The organism is Actinomyces dentalis DSM 19115 (assembly GCF_000429225.1).
In the GTDB taxonomy this organism is placed as follows: domain Bacteria; phylum Actinomycetota; class Actinomycetes; order Actinomycetales; family Actinomycetaceae; genus Actinomyces; species Actinomyces dentalis.
Genome location: NZ_AUBL01000015.1, coordinates 1 through 14,432, shown reverse-complemented (window position 1 = coordinate 14,432; position 14,432 = coordinate 1). Strand labels below are relative to the sequence as shown.

At 73.0% G+C, this 14,432-nt stretch carries 10 protein-coding genes; 3 read left to right on the top strand and 7 right to left on the bottom strand.

Annotated features, from left to right (window positions below):
• Nucleotides 1-558 precede the first annotated feature (558 nt).
• The 6 genes from G446_RS0104950 to metG form a co-directional block, all read right to left on the bottom strand.
• Complete coding sequence (locus G446_RS0104950) at nucleotides 559-2,415, bottom strand: ABC-F family ATP-binding cassette domain-containing protein (RefSeq protein ID WP_026409312.1); 1,857 nt, start codon at nucleotides 2,413-2,415, stop codon at nucleotides 559-561.
• On the bottom strand, nucleotides 2,415-3,389 hold the full coding sequence (locus G446_RS0104945) for a 4-(cytidine 5'-diphospho)-2-C-methyl-D-erythritol kinase (protein ID WP_026409311.1): 975 nt from the start codon (nucleotides 3,387-3,389) through the stop codon (nucleotides 2,415-2,417). The genes G446_RS0104950 and G446_RS0104945 overlap by 1 nt, the downstream gene beginning before the upstream one ends.
• Nucleotides 3,386-4,321, bottom strand: a complete 936-nt coding sequence (rsmA, locus tag G446_RS16050) for a 16S rRNA (adenine(1518)-N(6)/adenine(1519)-N(6))-dimethyltransferase RsmA (RefSeq protein WP_034469211.1) — start codon at nucleotides 4,319-4,321, stop codon at nucleotides 3,386-3,388. Before rsmA ends, G446_RS0104945 begins: the two co-directional genes overlap by 4 nt.
• A 322-nt stretch (nucleotides 4,322-4,643) precedes the next feature.
• Complete coding sequence (locus G446_RS0104935; protein WP_342664145.1) at nucleotides 4,644-5,540, bottom strand: aggregation-promoting factor C-terminal-like domain-containing protein; 897 nt, start codon at nucleotides 5,538-5,540, stop codon at nucleotides 4,644-4,646.
• A gap of 194 nt (nucleotides 5,541-5,734) precedes the next feature.
• Nucleotides 5,735-6,712 carry a TatD family hydrolase gene (locus G446_RS0104930; RefSeq protein WP_026409309.1) on the bottom strand — a complete coding sequence of 326 codons (978 nt, stop codon included), beginning with the start codon at nucleotides 6,710-6,712 and terminating at the stop codon, nucleotides 5,735-5,737.
• A 51-nt stretch (nucleotides 6,713-6,763) separates the two neighbouring features.
• Entirely contained in the window at nucleotides 6,764-8,617 is a 1,854-nt protein-coding gene (gene metG / locus G446_RS0104925; RefSeq protein ID WP_026409308.1) for a methionine--tRNA ligase, read from the bottom strand.
• A gap of 146 nt (nucleotides 8,618-8,763) precedes the next feature.
• On the opposite strand from metG, the gene G446_RS0104920 reads away from it, so the two are divergent.
• Together G446_RS0104920 and G446_RS0104915 are read left to right on the top strand one after the other, a co-directional pair.
• Complete coding sequence (locus tag G446_RS0104920) at nucleotides 8,764-9,585, top strand: hypothetical protein (protein WP_026409307.1); 822 nt, start codon at nucleotides 8,764-8,766, stop codon at nucleotides 9,583-9,585.
• Between the two features lie 40 nt (nucleotides 9,586-9,625).
• Entirely contained in the window at nucleotides 9,626-10,411 is a 786-nt protein-coding gene (locus G446_RS0104915) for a hypothetical protein (protein ID WP_026409306.1), read from the top strand.
• 25 nt (nucleotides 10,412-10,436) lie between these two features.
• On the opposite strand, the gene rsmI is transcribed toward G446_RS0104915, so the two are convergent.
• On the bottom strand, nucleotides 10,437-11,339 hold the full coding sequence (gene rsmI, locus G446_RS0104910; protein WP_026409305.1) for a 16S rRNA (cytidine(1402)-2'-O)-methyltransferase: 903 nt from the start codon (nucleotides 11,337-11,339) through the stop codon (nucleotides 10,437-10,439).
• A gap of 35 nt (nucleotides 11,340-11,374) precedes the next feature.
• Between rsmI and G446_RS0104905 the strand changes: the two genes are divergently transcribed.
• The gene (locus G446_RS0104905) at nucleotides 11,375-13,498 is read left to right on the top strand and encodes a phospholipid carrier-dependent glycosyltransferase (RefSeq protein WP_425393870.1); all 2,124 of its coding nucleotides are present in this window, start codon (nucleotides 11,375-11,377) and stop codon (nucleotides 13,496-13,498) included.
• Nucleotides 13,499-14,432: the final 934 nt, after the last annotated feature.

The following is a 14,432-nucleotide window of genomic DNA, read 5'->3' as shown; positions in this document are numbered from 1 at the left end:
CCTGGGCCGTCCCGGTAGCGGGGGCCGCCCCTTTTCACCCACCGCTACGCCCTTTCCCCGTACAGTGAGCCTTTCTCGGTGGAGAAGCTCCGGGGTGGGACCGGCGCCGCCTCGCCCCGGACGCCGGGACGCGCACTTCGCCCTCGAGAACGACGGTCGGACCACCGTGGTCCAACCGCACGCAAGTGGTCCAAGGAGAACACCGCCATGCGCCCACTGAATAACCTCCGCGGCGACTCACCCCGAGGGGCCACTGGCGGCGCTGTTTGTCCAAATCTGTTGCAAAGGCCCGAATCCCGCTGGGACGCCGGAGGAGAATCGTTGATATTCCGCGCTTCTGCTCGCCGTCGATCCCGGCCCGGAGCGCCTTTGCAACAGATCTGGACACGCCCCCGCCCCGGACCGCCCCAGGAGCCCCACCCGCACCACACCGCGCCCGCCCATCCGCACCATCATGACGATCCCGACCCACGAGCCCGCCGCTCCCGGCGAGAAAGGCTCGGTGAAGGATGAAAAGAGCGTAGTGGACGCCGTCACGGGGGGGGCGGACCGGCGCCGTCAGGCCTCCTCCAGGGCCTGGGCGGCCTCCAGCCAGGCGGTCTCGAGCTCCTCGTGCTCGGCCCGGGCGGCCACGAGGTCGCGCCCGAGCCGGGCCAGCTCGCCCGCGCGCGAGGGGTCCGCCGAGACCGCCTCCAGACGGGCGTGCAGGGCCTCGACGGCCGCGGCCGCCCGGTCCATGCGCCGCTCGATCCGGGCGAGCTCCTTGGCGGCCCGTCGACGGCGGGCCGCGGGGGCGTCCCCCTCGCCCTTCCCGGAGCGCGCCCCGTCCGGGGCGGCGGGGGCCGCGGCGGCCTCGCGCCGCATGGCCAGGTACTGCTCGACGCCGCCGGGCAGGTCGCGCAGCGACCCGTCGCCGGGCAGGGCCACCTGGTGGTCCGTGACCCGCTCGAGCAGGTAGCGGTCGTGGGAGACGACGACGAGGGTGCCGGGGAAGGAGTCGAGGATGTCCTCGACGGCGGCCAGGGTGTCGGTGTCCAGGTCGTTGGTGGGCTCGTCCAGGAGCAGCACATTGGGCTCGGTCATGAGCAGGCGCAGCAGCTGGAGGCGGCGCCTCTCCCCGCCGCTGATCTCGCCCACCCGGGTCCAGGCGCGCCGGCGGGTGAAGCCCAGGCGCTCGACGAGCTGGGCGGCGGTCAGGTCCTTGCCGCCGACGCGCACGTGTTCTCCGACCATGGCGACGGCCTCGACGACGCGCTTGTCCGCCAGGGCGTCGAGCTCGTGGGTGGACTGGGACAGGGCGGCGACCCGGACGGTCGCACCCCGCACGACGCGCCCCTCGTCGGGTTCCTGGACGCCCTCGAGCAGGCGCAGCAGGGTGGTCTTGCCGGCCCCGTTGACGCCGACGACGCCGACGCGCTCGCCGGGGGCCAGCCGCCAGGTCACCCGGCGCAGCACATCCCGCTCCCCCGCGCCGCCGGCCTCGGGGTAGCGCACCGTGACGCCCTCCAGGTCGAGGACCTTCTTGCCCAGGCGCGCCGTCGCCATGGCCGTGAGTCGGACGGCGTCGCGCGGGGGCGGGACGTCGGCGATGAGGGCCTCGGCGGCCTCGATGCGGAAGCGGGGCTTGGAGGTGCGCGCGGGCGCCCCGCGGCGCAGCCAGGCCAGCTCCTTGCGCAGGAGGTTCTCGCGCTTGGCGGCGGCGACGGCGGCCTGGCGGGCCCGTTCGGCGCGGGCCAGCACGTAGGCGGCGTAACCGCCGTCGTAGGTCTCGATGCGTCCGGGCGTCTGCGCCCGCCCGCCGCCCGGGTCGACGCCGGGGACGACCTCCCACACATTGGTGCAGATGGCGTCGAGGAACCAGCGGTCGTGGGTGACGACGACCAGCGCCCCGGCGGAGCGCCGGGAGGCGAAGCGGGCGTTCAGATGCCGGGCGAGCCAGTCCACGCCCTCGACGTCGAGGTGGTTGGTGGGCTCGTCGAGCAGGAGGACGTCGGCCGGGGAGGTCAGGACGGCGGCCAGGGCCACCCGGCGGCGCTGGCCGCCCGACAGCGCGGCGACATCGGCCCCCGGGTCGATATCGGCCAGGAGCCCGGCGTGGATGTCGCGCACCGCGGGGTCGGAGGCCCACTCGTGCTCGGGGGCCCCGCCGTGGACGGCGCGGCGCACGGTGGTGGCGCCGGGCAGGTCGTCGGCCTGGCGCAGCATCGCCACCCGGGTGCCGCCGGCGCGGGTGACGCGGCCGCCGTCGACCTCGCGCGCGCCGGCCAGGGCCGCCAGCAGCGTGGACTTGCCCGCCCCGTTGGGCCCCAGGACGCCCACGCGCAGCCCGTCCTCGATGCCCAGGGTCACGTCGTCGAGCAGGAGGCGCGGGCCCACCGCGATGCGGATGGACTCCAGCCCGATGCGGTGCGCCATCAGCCCACCGCCCTGGCCCCGGCGACGGGGGCGTCGGCGCGCACGGTCCCGGAGACCAGGCCGGAGGCCGTCAGGGTCCGGCACACGCGCATGGCGGTGGCGGCCTCCGGCACGAGCGCGGCCACGGTGGGCCCCGAGCCGGAGACGATGGCGCGCAGCGCCCCGGCCCGCTCCGCCAGGGCGATGACCTCGGCGAGGGCGGGGCGCAGGTCGACGGCGGCGGCCTGCAGGTCGTTGTGCAGGGCGGGCGCCAGTGCGCCGGGGTCGCCCGTGCGCAGGGCGGTCGTGAGCGCGTCGGGGACCTCGCGGGTGACGGGCGCGCGCCCGGCGGCGGCCGCCAGCTCGTCGAAGCGGGCGAAGACCACGGGGGTGGACAGGCCCTCGTGGGCCAGCGCGAAGACCCACTGGTAGGTGCCCCGCGTCATGAGTGGGCTGAGGTCGTCCCCCCGGCCGTGCCCGACGGCGGTGGCGCCCAGCAGCGGGAAGGGCACGTCCGCCCCGAGCCGGGCGGCCAGGCCGGTCAGCTCTGCGAGGTTCAGGCCGGTCCCCCACAACTGGTTGCAGGCGACGAGGGCGGCCGCGGCGTCGGCCGACCCGCCGGCCATGCCGCCGGCGACGGGAACGCGCTTGCGCAGGAGGAGGTCGACGCCCTCGCGCACGCCGGTGGTCCGCGCCAGCAGGAGGGCGGCCCGGACCGCCAGGTTGCGCTCGTCGACGGGCAGGCCCGGCGGGCCGCCCTCGATGGTGAGGGTGACCCGCCCGCGGGCGGCGACGGCCTGGCGGCGGGCGGTGACGGTCTCGATGAGGCGGACCGCCTGGAAAACGGTGGTCAGCGGGTGGTAGCCGTCCGCCCCCCGGGCCCCGCAGGACAGGAAGAGGTTGACCTTGCCGGGCGCCTCGACCCGCACCGAGGTGGCCGACCCGGAGCGCGAGGGCGGCGTCGGGCCGCTGGGGACGGCGCGCAGGTGGCTCACGGGGTCTCCTCGGGCGTGCTCTCGGCGGGGCGGGGGAACAGGCGCTCGGCGAGGCGGGCGAAGGCGGCGACGTCGAGCGCCTCGCCGCGCAGGCCCGGGTCGATGCCGGCGGCGCGGATCGCGGCCTCGGCGGCCCCGGGGCCCGCCGTCAGGGGGGCCAGGGCCCGGCGCAGGGTCTTGCGCCGCTGGGCGAAGGCGGCGTCGACGACGGCGAAGACCTCCTGGCGGGCGGCCGCGGTGGCGGGCGGGTCGCGCCGGACGAGTTCGACGAGGGCCGAGTCGACGTTGGGCGCGGGCCAGAAGACGGTCCGCCCGATGGTGATCGTGCGCCTGGCCGAGGCGTACCAGGCGGCCTTGACGCTGGGGACGCCGTAGGCCCTGGTCCCGGGGGCCGCGGCGAGGCGGTCGGCGACCTCGGCCTGCACCATGACGGTGGCCGAGCGCAGGGCGGGCAGGGCGGCGAGCAGAGTGAGCAGGACCGGGACGGCCACGTTGTAGGGCAGGTTCGCCACGAGGCGGGTCGGGCAGGGGCCGGCGCCCAGGGCGTGCGGCCCGTCGATGGTCAGGGCGTCGGCGGTCACGACGCGCAGGCGGGCGGCGGCGTCCGGCAGGCGGGCGGCGGCGGTGACGGGCAGGGCGCGCGCGAGCCGCGGGTCGATCTCCACGGCGGTGACGCGGGCCCCGGCCTCCAGGAGCGCCAGGGTGAGCGAGCCCAGGCCCGGGCCGATCTCGAGGACCTCCTCGCCCGGCCGCACCCCGGCGCGGCGGACGATGCGGCGCACCGTGCCGGCGTCGTGGACGAAGTTCTGCCCCCGGGCCTTGGCGGGGCGGATGCCCAGGGCCCGGACGAGTCCGCGCACGTCCGTCGGGCCGAGCAGGCCGCGGGCGGGGGCGTCGCGCCGCCCGCCGTGGACGGCGGAGGTCTCAGACATAACAACAGCGTAGCGGGCAGAGCGCATGCCACGGGCAGTCCCGCCCGCATCGAGGGGCGTCGGTGGCGAGGAGCATGATCGCTGGTCTGATTTCAAGGACGTGCGGCCTCACCGGCTCGAACCGTATCGGGCATGAGAAGACGCGGCCCCCGCCGTCGGCCGGCCCGGACGGACCGGCGCGGCAAGGACCGCCGCGTACTCCGGCGGTGGGCCGCCCCGTCGGAGCGGGGCCGCCGCAACGGGCGGATCATGGCGGTGGCGGACGGGCCGCGGCGCTCGCCTTGCGACCCGGACCGGCCGATCAGCCGGCCGCACCCGCCGATCAGTACCAGCCGGTCGCCTCCGAGTGCGCCCAGGCGGAGCAGGGCGAGCCGTAGCGGCCGGAGATGTAGCCGAGGCCCCAGACGATCTGGGTGGTGGGGTTGGTGCGCCAGTCCGCACCGACCGAGCCCATCTTCGACCCGGGCAGGGACTGGGGGATGCCGTAGGCGCCGGAGGAGGCGTTCTCGGCCTGATAGTTCCAGCTGGACTCGCGGTTCCACAGGCTGACCAGGCAGGAGAACTGGTCGTCCCCCCAGCCGTAGGAGCCCATCATGGACCTGGCGACGGCCTGGGCGGAGGCGGCGTCGGTTCCGGCGGCGGCGGTCTCCGCCGCGGGGGCCGACGACGCGGCGGCGGCGGGCGCGGCCGACGCCGTCGCGTCACCGGTGCCCACGAGCACAACCTCATCGACCCGCTGGGTGACCACCACGCTGGAGACGGCCTCGCGGGAGACCTCCTGGCCGTCGCGCATGGTCACCTGATAGGTGACGCGGGAGACCCCGTCGACGCCGGCGGTCTTGACCTGGGTCTGCCCCTGCGGCAGCGAGTCGGTCTCCTCCTGGGTGGAGGTGTGCGCATCGGTCACGTCCTCGGTGACCGTGGTCATCGAGGACTGATCGCCCTCGACCGGCAGCTCCGGCGATTCGTCGGCCGCCGGGGCGGAGTCGTCGACGTCCGGAGCGGAGTTGTCGGCGAGGTCCTGAAGACGCGCCTGGCTCTCGGTCATCGGCCGGGCATCCGGGCCCGTGGCCTGGACCGCCGCGTAGGCGCCGCCGGATACGGCCAGCGCCAGGGCGGCCGCGACACCGCCCGCGCGGTACATCGTCGGCGAGATGACGCTGCGCGGCGCCTTCTCCGCCCGCCGGCGCCCACGTGCAGGGCTGGCGGAGGAAGTCAAGCCCTTCTGAACGAGCGCCCCGAGCCCGACCGCCGTCGTGCGCAGGGAACTGCTTTGAGAGTGTCGACCCACTGATCCTGTCCTCACGGTAGTAGTGTTCACTGACGCTAGCGGACCATCGGCGTCTGTGCAATACGTGCAGTCACACAAGCACGGAAAAGCCGCCGAATACCGCTCCGGCACGACGGAAGACCCTACCACATCCCATAGACTGTGTTATTGCTCACAGCTAAGAGCGAACACATCCGCTCCTCGTCGACGCCGCGCAGCCGCGCCAGGAAGCGCACGGTGACCCCCATGAGGTAGGAGGCGTTGGGGCGCCCCCGCCAGGGCCTGGGCGGGAGGTAGGGGGCGTCGGTCTCCACCAGCAGCAGCTCGGCGGGCAGGGACGCCACCGCCCGGCGCAGCTCCTCGTTCGCGGGGTAGGTCACCGGTCCCGCCACCGAGGCGTACCAGCCGTGCTCGGCGCACGCGGCCGCCAGCCCGGCCCCGCCGGAGAAGCAGTGGAAGACGGTCCGCTCCGGGGCGCCGTCGGCCTCCAGGACGGCCACGCAGTCCTCGTGGGCGTCCCGGTCGTGGATCTGCAGCGGCAGCCCCAGCTCCTTGGCCAGCGCGATGTGCGCCCGGAAGGCCTCCCTCTGGACGGCCCGGCCGCGCTCGCCAGCGCGGAAGTAGTCCAGGCCGGTCTCCCCGACGGCGACCACGAGGCCCCGGTGGGCGCGCACCAGGCCCTCCAGGCGGGACATGGCCCCGTCCAGCGGCTCGGCGTGATGGGGCTCCGACAGCGGCTCCAGGCCGTCGGGGCCCACCTCGCGCACCCCGGCGTGCGCCACCGCCTCATTGGGGTGGATCGCCGCGGCGACCCGCACGCCCGCGAGGTCGCGGGCCAGATCGAGGGAGCCCTCCCAGGCGGCGGTCTCGCAGGCCGAGGTGATCATGCGGGTGACGCCGACGGCGGCGGCGCGCCGCACCAGCTCGGCGGCGTCGGGGGCGGCGCCGGCCGGAGCGGCGCCGGGGGCATCGCCGTTCGGAGCGGGGGCGGCGGCGTCATCGGGGGCGGGGCCGGATGGGCCGTCCACCGGCAGGTGGGTGTGGTTGTCGGTCACGGGTCCGGCCAGGGGGGCGACGGCGTCGGCCGGCGGCCAGGACCTGTCGCGATGCTTGCGGCTCATGGCGCTCCTCGAAGCTCATCCGCACCGCCCGAAGGCGGCGCCGCGGCGGTGTCAGGCGCCGGTGACGTCGTCGGGGACGGCGTCGGCGTAGCGGGCCAGCTCGGCCTCGACGATGGACTCGTCGAGCTTGACGAAGACGGGGGCGGGCTTGGCGATGGGGGTGCCGACGACGACCTCGTGGCGCCGCCAGGCGGGGGCGGTGGTGTAGTCGCCGGTGATGATGGGGTAGCCGGTGCGGCCGGCGAAGGCCTCGGGCAGGACCTGCGGGTCGAGCTCGGCGACCTCCTCGATCCGGGGCATGGGCGCGATCCGCCCGTCCCCGCCCATGACGCGGTCGACGTCGTTGGCGGCGTGGGGGAGGAAGGGCGAGAGCATGAGGTTGAGGTCCGCCACGGCCTGGGCGAGGGTGTGCAGGACCGCGGCCAGGCGGGGGCGCTGCCCCTCGCCCTTGAGCTTGAAGGGCTCGGTGTCCGCCACGTACTTATTGGCCTCCCCGACCAGGCGCATGGCCTCGGCCAGGGCGGCCTTCTGGCGGTGGCGGCGCAGGAGGCCGCCGACGACGTCGAACCCCTCCCCGATGGAGTCCAGCAGGGCCCGGTCCACCTCCTGGAGCTCGCCGGGCTCGGGGACGGCGCCGAAGCGCTTGTGGATCATGGCGGCGGTGCGGTTGACGAGATTGCCCCAGCCGGCCACGAGCTCGCCGTTGGTGCGGCGCACGAACTCGGCCCACGTGAAGTCGGCGTCGGCGCTCTCCGGGCCGGCGGCGCAGATGAAGTAGCGCAGGGCGTCGGCCTGGTAGCGGGACAGGAAGTCGCGCACGTAGATGACGATGCCGTGGGAGGAGGAGAACTTCCGGCCCTCCATGGTGAGGAACTCGCTGGAGACGACCTCGGTGGGCAGGTCGAGGACGCCGAGCTCGCCGGGGCCGACGCCGGGCAGGCCCGCGCGGGACCCCTGGCCGTTGTAGCCCAGGAGCTCGGCGGGCCAGATCTGGGAGTGGAAGACGATATTGTCCTTGCCCATGAAGTAGTAGGACAGGGCCTGCGGGTCGTTCCACCAGGCCCGCCAGGCCTGCGGGTCGCCGGTGCGCCGGGCCCACTCGATGGAGGCCGACAGGTAGCCGATGACGGCGTCGAACCACACGTAGAGGCGCTTGGTGGGCTGGTCCTCCCAGCCGGGCACGGGAATGCCCCAGTCGATGTCGCGCGTCATGGCGCGCGGGCGGATCTCCTGGAGGATGTTCTTGGAGAAGCGGATGACATTGGGGCGCCACGTGCCCGAGGCCTCGCGCTCGTCGAGCCAGGCCCCCAGGGCGTCGGCGAGGGCCGGCAGGTCGAGGAAGTAGTGGACCGACTCGACGAACTCGGGGGTCTCGCCGTTGATGCGCGAACGGGGGGCGATGAGATCGGTGGGGTCGAGCTGGTTGCCGCAGGTGTCGCACTGGTCGCCGCGGGCGCCGGGAGCGCCGCACAGGGGACAGGTTCCCTCGATGTAGCGGTCGGGCAGGGTGCGGCCGGTCGAGGGGCTGATGGCGGAGCGGGTGACCCGCTCGATCATGTAGCCGTTGTCCCGCACCGTGCGGAACATCTCCTGCACCACGCGGTAGTGGTTGCCTGCGGTGGTGCGGGTGAACAGGTCGTAGGACAGGCCCAGGGCCACCAGATCCTCGACGATGAGCCGGTTATTGCGGTCGGCCAGCTCGCGGGCGCTCACGCCCTCCTCATCGGCGGCGACAAGGATCGGAGTGCCGTGCTCGTCCGTGCCCGAGACCATGAGGACGTCGTGGCCCGCCATGCGCATGTAGCGGGAGAAGACGTCGGAGGGCACGCCGAAGCCGGCGACGTGGCCGATGTGGCGGGGGCCGTTGGCGTAGGGCCAGGCGACCGCGGAGAGGATGTGGCTCATGGCGCTAAGCCTATCCGCTCCCGCGGACACGGCCACGACGGCGTCCTGCCGTATCCTGGATCGACCGGTACGACGACGCCCGCGTCCCGCATCGGCCAGGTCGTCCTCCGGACTTCCGGACCGCCCCTATGCACAGAGGATCACGCATGTCCCAGGTACCCCCGTCCAATGACTCGCCCTACGGCTCCCAGCCGTACGGCCAGGGCTCGCCCTACTCCGGCTCCAGTGCGCCGTCGGCGCCCTATGCCCAGGGCGGGCCGGATCCCTATGCCCAGGGCGGGCCGGATCCCTATGCCCAGGGCGGGCCGGGGTCCTACGCCGGCCCTCAGAGCGCGGCGGCACCCGCCTACGGGGGCGATAACCCGTACAACGAGTCCTTCTCCTACACGGGTTCACCGGTCCCGGCTCCCAAGGGCAAGAAGGGGCCGGTCATCCTCCTGAGCATCGCGCTGGTGATGGTTCTCGGGGCCGTGGCCGTCTTCATCGGCTCAGTGGTGATGGTGGCGAATATCTCCGGCACGCTGACGCCCGTCAAACCCAATGGCGAGGTGACGGCGGATCTCAAGGGCTCCAGCATCTACGCCCTGTACAGCGATGGGGACCCCTCCTGCACCGTCACCGCCCCGAACGGCTCCGACGTGGCGGTCCTGGATGTGAGCGCCTCCAACACGAAGGTCGACGGCCACACGATGGTCGCCACCTTCTCCCCCGAGCAGGACGGGAAGCACACCATCAACTGCACCACCCCGGGATCCGAGGACGTCAGCATCGGGCAGGCCCTGGACAGCGATGGCATCGTCAACGGCGTGCTGGGCATGGGCGTCGCCATCATCCTGGCCGCTGTGGGCGTCCCCATGCTCATCGGCGCCATTATCTGGCTGGTCGTGCGCCTCTCGTACAACAGGAAGGCCCGCCAGGCGCAGGCGGCCATGGGCGGCGGCTACCCGGGAGGCCGGCAGCAGTACTGAACCCCTGTGCATAACGGATAACGGATAAGAGGATCACGCAATGTCCCAGGTACCCCCGTCCAACGATTCGCCCTACGGCTCCCAGCCGTACGGCCAGGGCCCGCTCTACGCCGGCCCCGGCGCGCCGTCGGCGCCCTACGCCCAGGGCGGGCCGGACCCCTACTTCGGCCAGCAGAATGCGATGACACCCGCCTACGGCGGCAATAACCCGTACGACGAGTCCCTCTCCTACGCGGGCGCTGGCGTGCCGGTCCCGGCCCCCAAGGGCAAGAAGGGGCCGGTCATCCTCCTGAGCATCGCGCTGGTGATGGTTCTCGGGGCGCTGGCCATCTTCATCGCCTCAGTGGTGGTGGTCATAGACATCTCCCGCACGCTGACGCTCATCAAGCCCAACGGCGAGGTGGCGGCGGACCTGAAAAGCACCAGCGACTACGCCCTGTACAGCGAGGGCGATCCCTCCTGCACCGTCACTGCCCCGAACGGCTCCGACGTGTCAATCGCCAAGCTGGACGACTCGACGGTGAGACTCGACGGTCACAGGATGGTCGCCACCTTCTCCTCCGGCCAGGACGGGAAGCACACCATCAGCTGCACCACCCCGGGATCCGAGAAGGTCTACCTCGGGCAGGCCGTGCACGGCGAGGGCGTCGTCGGCGGGGCCCTGGGGCTCGTCGGCATCGTCCTCCTGAGCATCGTGGGTCTTCCCCTGCTCATCGGCGCCATTATCTGGCTGGTCGTGCGCCTCTCGTACGACAGGAAGGCCCACGAGGCGCAGGTCGCCATGGGCGGCGGCTACCCGGGAGACCAGCAGTGGCAGCAGTACTGATCCGACCCGCGGGCGCGGCCCCGCGCTACTGATCGCGCAGCTCCAGGGCCGCCCGGTAGACCTCGTTGGGACGAAGGCCGGCGGCCCGGGCGGCGACGCCCGCCGCCGTCTTGAGCCTCATCCCCTCCCCCGCCAGGGCGAGGGCCTCGCGGGCGGCGCCGGCGGGATCGGCGTCGGCGCGATCGGCCCCCGCCACGACGAGGACGATCTCCCCGAGCGCTCCGCCGTCGGTCAGCGCGGCGAGCTCGCCCAGGGTGGCGCGGCGAACGTCCTCGTGGGTCTTGGTCAGCTCCCGGCACAGCGCGGCGCGGCGCCCGGCGCCGAAGGCCCCGACCATATCGGTCAGGGTGTCGTGGACGCGGCGCGGGGACTCGAAGAAGATCAGGGTGCGCGGCTCCCGCGCCAGGGAGCGCAGGACGCGCCCGCGCTCCCCGGGGCGGCGGGGCGGGAAGCCCTCGAAGCAGAAGCGGTCGGTGGCCAGTCCGGACAGCGCCAGGGCCGTCAGGACCGCGGAGGGGCCGGGCACGACCGTGACGGGCACGCCCGCCCCGTCGGCGGCGACGACGAGGCGGTAGCCCGGGTCGGAGACCGAGGGCATGCCGGCGTCGGAGACAACGAGGACGCGGGCGCCGTCCCGGGCCGCCGAGACGAGCTGGGAGGCCCGGTCGCGCTCATTGTGCTCGTGGAAGGACACGAGGCGGGCGCCGACGCGGACGCCCGCGCGCTGGGCGAGGGCGCGCAGACGGCGGGTGTCCTCGGCGGCGATGAGGTCGGCGGCGGCCAGGGCATGACGCAGGCGATCTGTGACGTCTCCCATATTGCCGATCGGCGTGGCGGCCAGCGTAATAGCGCCGGGACGCAGGGCAGGAGGGTCGGCGGAAGGGCCGGCGCCGTCGTCGGACTGCGGGCAGGACGTGGCGTCACTCATGGGCTCAGTATGGTCACGGATTTAGACTCACCGCCGTGAGCCACTCCCGTGACGCCCTGCCCAGCCTCTCCGACAACGTGTCGGCCCCGCCGACCGAGACGGAGCCGCCCGTCAATCCGGACGGGGCATCGCCCTCGGTCACGACGACGGATTCCAACGGGGTCGCCGAAACCGAGCCCTCCGCCGAGGACGCCGGGATCGAGGAGGTCGAAACCGGAAGCGCGCCGGACGAGACCGCCGGGACCGCCGGGCCCACGGACGATGCGGCACCGGCCCCCATTCCCATGGGGGTGGACTACGGCCTTATGCCCGACCCCGTCGCACCGCCGTCCGAGTGGGGCAATGCGGTCGGCGTCACGACGGAATCTGCGACGATGCAGTTCCTCGCCCGCCCGTCCGGAGCCGGGGCCTCACTCTCCCCGATCTCGTCGCGGATGCAGGACCGGCTGCGCCGTCGGCTCGGGTTGAAACCGAAGGACTGGGTCCTGGAGCGGTCCGTGCGCATTAACGGCTGGATCGCCACCGGAATCGTGACGCTCATCGCGGCCCTGACCCGACTGATCGGCCTGGGGCATCCCGACCGGCTCATGTTCGACGAGATCTACTACGTCAAGGACGCCTACGCCCTGTGGCACAACGGATACGAGTCGGTCTGGTCCCACAATGCCGACGAGCTCTTCTCCGAGGGCAACTTCTCAGCGCTGACCCGCGAGCCCGCTTACGTCGTCCACCCGCAGCTGGGCAAGTGGCTCATCGGCCTGGGAATGGAGATCTTCGGCCCGGGAACGCCCTTCGGCTGGCGCTTCATCCCGGCGGTCGCCGGCATCCTCACCGTATTCCTGCTGGCGCGACTGACCATGCGGCTGACGCACTCACCGCTCCTGGCGGGCCTAGCGGGATTCCTCCTGGCCATCGACGGCACCGGGATCACGGAGTCGCGCATCGGCCTGCTCGACATCTTCATCGGCTTCTTCGCACTCCTGTCCGTTTACTGCCTGGTGCACGACCGCGAGTGGTTCCGCACTCGCCTGGCGGGCGGACTGGACGGCGCGCACGTCGGTTCCTGGGCGCCCCTGCCGCTTGTGCGGCCCTGGCTCCTGGCGACCGGCGTGTGCCTGGGCCTGACCTGCTCGATCAAGTGGTCGGGCGTATACCTCCTGGCCGCCGTCGGGATCCTCACCGTCGTGTGGGACCTGACGGCGCTGCACCGCATCCGGGCGCGCAGCTGGTTCCTCGACGGGATCCTGCACCGCGGTATCCTCGACTTCCTCCACCTCGTCCCCGTCGCCCTGGTGGTCTACGTGCTCGGGTGGTGGTCGTGGTTCACCCACGCCCGCTCATTCGACCGCAACTGGGCGGCCACTCAGCGCCTCAACGGCGATCTCGTGCGCGGTTGGCTGCCCGACAGCCTCAACAGTCTGCTCGAGTACCACCTGTCGATGTACAACTTCCACACCCACCTCGAGGAGTTTCACCCCTACATGTCCAAGCCCATTCAGTGGCTGGTGCAGTGGCGGCCGACCTCCTTCTACTGGGCCGACGAGCGCGAGCTCGCCGGCGCCCGCTGCGGGACCGGCAAATGCGTCCAGGCCATTACGTCGATCGGGAACATCCCCGTGTGGTGGTCGGCCATTATCGGGCTCGTCTTCTGCGTGCTGGTGCTGGCCCTCCGCAACAGGGACTGGCGGGTCTGGGCGGCCCTCATCGGGTACGTCGGCCTGTACCTGCCGTGGTTCATCTACAGCAACCGCACCATCTTCAACTTCTACACGGTGGCCTTCGCGCCTTTCGTGGTGCTCGCACTCACCCTGTGGCTCGGTGCGATCTCCGGGCTCCTTGAGCCCGTGCCCGGTTCCCGTCTGGCGGTGGCGGAGGATGTCGCCCTGGCCTCCGGAAGGATTGGCGAGGGCCGACCGTATCCACGCGGATTCGTGGCGCGGCTGCTGGGATTCGGCGGGAGGCGGCCGATGCGTCGCGGTCTGCCGGCCGAGTGGACGGGGGTACCGGCGTGGCGCATGCGCGCCGAGGGCCTGTGGGTTCTCGCCGTCGGCGTCGTTGCCGCCACGATCTTCGCCGTGCTGTGGTGGCCTATCTGGACCGGCCAGGCGGTCTCCTACGATTTCTGGCACTGGCACATGCTGCTGCCGTCCTGGGTCTGAACCGCGGAGGCCGGGCGGGGGGCGTCCCCGAGCGGCTGGGGCCGCGGCGGAGACTGCGGGGGTGTGCCCCTGTGCGGTGTGTCAAGCGGCGTTGTGCTGCTGGCTGCGGGTCGTAAGGGCCGCGTCGCGGATCATGGCGTGCAGGGCGCGGCGGGGGTCCAGGGCGAGCAGGGCCTGGTTGTGACGTTCTCCCTGTGAAGAGGGTGGGCTCGCACCAGGGTGCACCAGGGTCTCGACCCGGGCGGCGACGTCGTCCCGCTGGGAGCGCGGGGCGATGCCACCCAGAATCCACCATCACGGGTGAGTCGGCCCGCTTGGGAGCGCGGGGCGGCGAGTTGGCGGGCCGGGTGGGGCGGACGGTGTCGGCCGCGGCGGTGCCGGCGACCATCGCAGTCTGCTTGGTGAGGGCCTGGATGATGCGGTTGGTCCGGGCGGCGTGGCGCCGGGCGGCGTGCTTCTTGAGGCCAGCGTCGATGCGGGCCCTGCCGGCCTTCCTCAGCGCGGCGGGGACGGTTCCGGCGCCCCGTCCCCGCTTCGTCTCGGTAGTGCGTCTCGCGTGGTGGGATGGCGTCTCGCATGTTGTGACGCGCCCCGGCTCGCGAGCACGTCACTCAACCCGCGAGCACGTACCTCTGGCAGACGTTCTCGCGGGTCAAGTGACGTGCTCGGCGGTTACCCGGCGATCTCGCGGACCGCGGCGCCCGGCGCCGCTGCGCCCCGGACGCCGAGACGTGCACTTCGCACTCGAGAACGAGGGTCGGACCGCCGTGGTCCAGCGCAACGCAAGTGGTCCGCGCAGGAGAGCGCCACCATGAGCTTCGTTGTGTTGTAAGGGTGTGGGCCCGCGTGGGGGTGGGCGCCTGGTTGGGGCGCCGGCCCCGCGCGGGCCGGTGGTGTGTGTTCCGGTGGTGTCCTACTCTTCCGCTCCCTGGTG